The sequence below is a fragment of the Martelella sp. UBA3392 genome (assembly GCF_002358775.1).
In the GTDB taxonomy this organism is placed as follows: domain Bacteria; phylum Pseudomonadota; class Alphaproteobacteria; order Rhizobiales; family Rhizobiaceae; genus Martelella; species Martelella mediterranea.
In genome coordinates, this window is sequence record NZ_DEPM01000213.1 from 1 (window position 1) to 4,123 (window position 4,123).

Here is a 4,123-nt window from a genome sequence, read left to right on the forward strand (position 1 = left end):
CAAGCGCGACCGCGGCTATCAGGCGATCTCGACCGGTCTGATCGCCGTCGGCGCCGGCAATCTGGTGCAGGCGCGCAAGATGAGCACGCGCGCCCATGCGCTGCTCAGCGCCGATCAGGAGCCGCTTATTCATGTGCTCGATGCGCAGGTGGCGCTAACCGAAGGCAATTACGACAAGGCGCGGCGTCTGTTCGAGGCGATGTCGGAGGATCCCGAAACCGCCGAGCTCGGCCTGCGCGGTCTCTATCTTGAGGCCAAGCGCGTCGGCGCCGACGAGGCCGCCCAGCATTTCGCAGAGCAGGCCGCCGACAAGGCGCCCTATCTCGCCTGGGCCGCCAAGGCGACGCTGGAGACCCGTGCCCGCCAGGGCCGCTGGGATGATGCGATCCGTCTTCTGGACCAGCAGCGCTCCGCCAAGGTGACCGACAAGGACGAATCGGCGCGGCTGAAATCCGTGGTACTGACCGCGCGCGCCGAAAGCAGGCTCGATACCGATCCGAAGGCCGCAGCCGCCGATGCGCTTCAGGCGCTGAAGCTGCGCGATGATTTCCACCCCGCCGCGATCATCGCCGCCAAGGCCTATCTGGCGCAGGGCAATCTCAGGAAATCCGCGGGCGTGCTGGAGATGGTGTGGAAGAAGGAGCCGCATCCCCAGACCGGCGCGCTTTACGTGCGCGCCCGCGGCGGCGACAGCGCCGTCGACCGGCTGAAGCGGGCGGAAAAGCTGGAGGCGCTGAAGCCCAACAACTGGGTCTCGCTGATGGTCGTCGCGCGTGCCGCACTCGACGCCCGCGAATTCGAAAAGGCCCGCATCAAGGCGGAGGCGGCGGCGCGCATGCAGCCGCGCGAAAGCGCCTTCCTGCTGCTCGCCGATATCGAGGAGGCCGAAACCGGCGATCAGGGCCGCGTGCGTCACTGGATGGCGCAGGCGCTCAGGTCCGAACGCGACCCGACCTGGGTCGCCGATGGTCTGGTGTCCGAATACTGGCGGCCGTTCTCGCCCACGACCGGTCAGCTCGACGCCTTCTCATGGAAGGTGCCCTACGGCGAAATCGCCGGCCCGATCGAGGAAGGCAGCGCCTCCCGCCTCGATGAGGCGCTGAAGAGCCTTCCCCCTGTCGGCGGAAGCAGAGCGGAACCGGAAACGCCTGCGGAGGACGCTCCGATCTTCCAGGAGGAAGCCAAGCCCGAACCTGAAGCGCAGGCGGAAACGCCCGAGCCCGAAGCCCCAGCCGAAAACAAGGCGGAAACGCCGAAAACAGAATCAGTGCGGCCGGTGATCATGGCCCCGCCCTCCGGCGCTTCCGCGATCAAATCGGAAGAAGCGAAGATCGCGCCGGAGGAAAAGCCGCTCGTGGTGGAAGCCCGTTCGGAAGATATTCCGCCGAAACCCGCCGAGGGCAGCGTGGACGAGGACGAAGACGACAGCGCGCCGTTGAAACCCTTTGGCGGCCGCACGCCGGACGATCCGGGCATCGACGACAGCGACGATGACGAAACGCCGCCGGCCGCGAAAAAACGCCTGTTTTTCTGATCCGGTTGTCTCATATGTCGTAACCGTAATTTGATTGACTGATGTTAAGTGATCTATTGGCGTAGCGGCCCGCGCGGGTCATGATGGCGTATTGAACAAGGCGAATCTCCCAGAATGTTTGAAAAGATCAGCAGGTTTCTCCAGGACATCGGCAATGACGCTCCAAGGGGCGAGGCCCGACCCGACGATGCCCGCGTGGCCGTGGTGGCGCTCTGTTATCAGGTGATGGAGGCCGACGGCGTCATCAGCGACAGCGAGCGCAGCAGGCTTCGGGAACTGATTGAAAACCAATACGACCTGCACGGCGCCGGGCTGGAAGAGCTGATCTCCGCCGGCGAGGAAGCCGGCAACGAGGCGGTGGATTTCTATCGCTTCACCTCCGACGTCAAGCGCCATCTCGACGAGGACCAGCGCGTGCGCCTTATCGGGCTGTTGTGGGATATCGCCTATGCCGATGGCAGCCGCAGCGAGATGGAGGACAATGTCGTCTGGCGGATTGCCGAACTGATCGGGGTTTCGGGCCGCGAGCGGGTGCTGGAGCGCCAGGCCGCGCTCAAGCGCGCGGCCATTGTCGACGATGGAGAACTGCCCGGTGACGATTGAACCGACACGACCGATCCTGGTCATCCTTCACCAGGAACGCTCGACCCCCGGCCGCGTTGGCCAGATGCTTGTCGAAAAGGGCTTCCGCCTCGATATCCGCCGCCCGGCGCTTGGCGACAAATTGCCGGAGACGCTCGCCGCCCATTCGGGCGCGGTGGTGTTCGGCGGCCCGATGAGCGCCAATGACAACGAGAACTATGTCCGCCGCGAGATCGACTGGCTGTCAATTCCGCTGAAGGAAAGCCGTCCCTATCTCGGCATCTGTCTGGGCGCTCAGATGCTGGCCCGCCAGCTCGGCGGCAAGGTCCAGAGCAACAGCGACGGCTCGGTCGAGATCGGCTGGTATCCGCTGCACGCGACCGAACACGGCCGGCTGCTGATGAAGTGGCCGTCCATGGTCTATCAGTTTCACCGCGAGGGATTTGAACTGCCGCATGGCGCGGAACTGCTGGCAAGCGGCGACCTCTACCCGAACCAGGCCTTCCGCTATGGCGAGAAAGCCTATGCCGTGCAGTTTCACGCCGAACTGACGCGGGCGATGATGCAGAGATGGGTGGTGCACGGCGCCAGCCGGTTCTCGCTGCCTCAGGCACAGGCGGGCCACCTTCACCTCGAAGGCCGGATGCTGCACGACCGGGCGCTGAAGGTCTGGCTCAGCGAATTCCTCGACATCGTGTTCGAGCGCGTACCGGCGAAAACGCTTCAGGGCTGATCCGATTCGCCCAGCAGGTGCTCGGGCGTCTCCAGACTGTCGACCTTCCTGAGTTTGGTGAACTTCGCGGCCCAGATCACCGCGACCGCCAGCGACCCCACCCCGCCGAAGACCACCGCTGGCACCGCACCGATGACATGCGCCATGGTACCGGCGCGAAACTCGCCGAGCTCGTTTGACGCCCCGACGAACACCATGTTGACGGCGTTGACCCGGCCGCGCAGTTCGTCCGGCGTCCACAGCGCGATCAGCGTTTCGCGGACATAGACCGAGATCATGTCGGCGCCGCCCATGACGGCAAGTGCCGCAATCGAAATCCAGGCGCTTTCGGACAGGCCGAAGACGACGGTGGAGAGGCCAAAGATCGCCACGCCGGCAAACATATAATAGCCGGCATGATGGCGGATCGGCACGCTGGCAAGCAGCAGCGCGACCAGCACGCCGCCGAAACCGGGCGCGGCGCGCAACAGCCCGAGGCCCCACGGGCCGAGATCCAGAATATCGCGGGCAAAGACCGGCATCAGCGCGACCGCGCCCCCCAGCAACACCACGAACAGATCGAGCGAGATCGCCCCGAGCACGACCTTTTCCGAGGTGATGAAGCGAAAGCCCGCGAGAATGGTGTTGAGCGTGACCGCGCTGGCCGGACGGCGTTGGCTCGGCTTCGGCACCGTCATCATAAGCACCGTGGCGGCGGCGAACAAAGCGAGCGCGGTGGAATAGGCAAGGGTCGCGCCGCCGCCGTAAAGCAGGCCGCCGGCGACCGGGCCGACGATCGAGGCGATCTGCCAGGACGAGGAATTCCAGGCGATCGCATTGGCGAGATCCCTCTCCGGCACCAGGTTCGGCGCGAGCGATTGCAGCGCCGGGCCGGAAAAGGCGCGTTCCGTGCCGAACAGCGCCAGAAGCGCGAATACCGGCCAGGGCGAGAACAGGCCAAGCACGGTGATCGCCAGAAGGCAGGCGGCGCAGGCGGTGGCCACCGCAAAGCAGATCGCCGCGATCATCCGGCGGTTGTAGCGGTCGGCGACCGTGCCGGTCACCAGCGTCAGAAGCAGCGCCGGCAGAAACTGGAACAGGCCGATCAGACCGAGATAGAAGGCGTTTCCGGTCTCGTCATACATCTGCCAGCCGACGGCGACGGAAACGATCTGAACCGCGAACGTGCCGAGAAACCGCGAGAAGAAATAAAGGGAATAACCTTTGTGGCGGAAGGCATCGAAGCGCGCGCCGGACTGGGACAGGGTCATCTTATACCAAGGACCGATGATTAG

General features: G+C 64.9%; 4 protein-coding genes. 3 read left to right on the plus strand and 1 reads right to left on the minus strand.

The features are described 5' to 3' along the window. The 3 genes from B4E36_RS17340 to B4E36_RS17350 all read left to right on the plus strand — a co-directional run. Positions 1 to 1,534, plus strand: a 1,534-nt coding sequence (locus tag B4E36_RS17340) for a heme biosynthesis protein HemY (protein ID WP_345900604.1), incomplete at its 5' end; no start/stop codon positions are given. Positions 1,535 to 1,648: 114 nt separating this feature from the next. After that, positions 1,649 to 2,137 carry a TerB family tellurite resistance protein gene (locus B4E36_RS17345; protein WP_018062805.1) on the plus strand — a complete coding sequence of 163 codons (489 nt, stop codon included), beginning with the start codon at positions 1,649 to 1,651 and terminating at the stop codon, positions 2,135 to 2,137. Beyond that, positions 2,112 to 2,849, plus strand: coding sequence for a glutamine amidotransferase (locus tag B4E36_RS17350; protein WP_345900605.1), 738 nt, complete (start codon positions 2,112 to 2,114; stop codon positions 2,847 to 2,849). Before B4E36_RS17345 ends, B4E36_RS17350 begins: the two co-directional genes overlap by 26 nt. Here the strand turns inward: B4E36_RS17350 and B4E36_RS17355 are convergent. Next, positions 2,840 to 4,099, minus strand: coding sequence for an MFS transporter (locus tag B4E36_RS17355; RefSeq protein ID WP_345900606.1), 1,260 nt, complete (start codon positions 4,097 to 4,099; stop codon positions 2,840 to 2,842). The genes B4E36_RS17350 and B4E36_RS17355 overlap by 10 nt on opposite strands. Positions 4,100 to 4,123 lie beyond the last annotated feature (24 nt).

Bases quoted from the DNA above. Each gene is read 5' to 3' on its own strand.
- B4E36_RS17345 (WP_018062805.1), top strand. From the start codon at position 1,649: ATGTTTGAAAAGATCAGCAGGTTTCTCCAGGACATCGGCAATGACGCT.
- B4E36_RS17350 (WP_345900605.1), top strand. From the start codon at position 2,112: ATGGAGAACTGCCCGGTGACGATTGAACCGACACGACCGATCCTGGTC.
- B4E36_RS17355 (WP_345900606.1), bottom strand. From the start codon at position 4,099: ATGACCCTGTCCCAGTCCGGCGCGCGCTTCGATGCCTTCCGCCACAAA.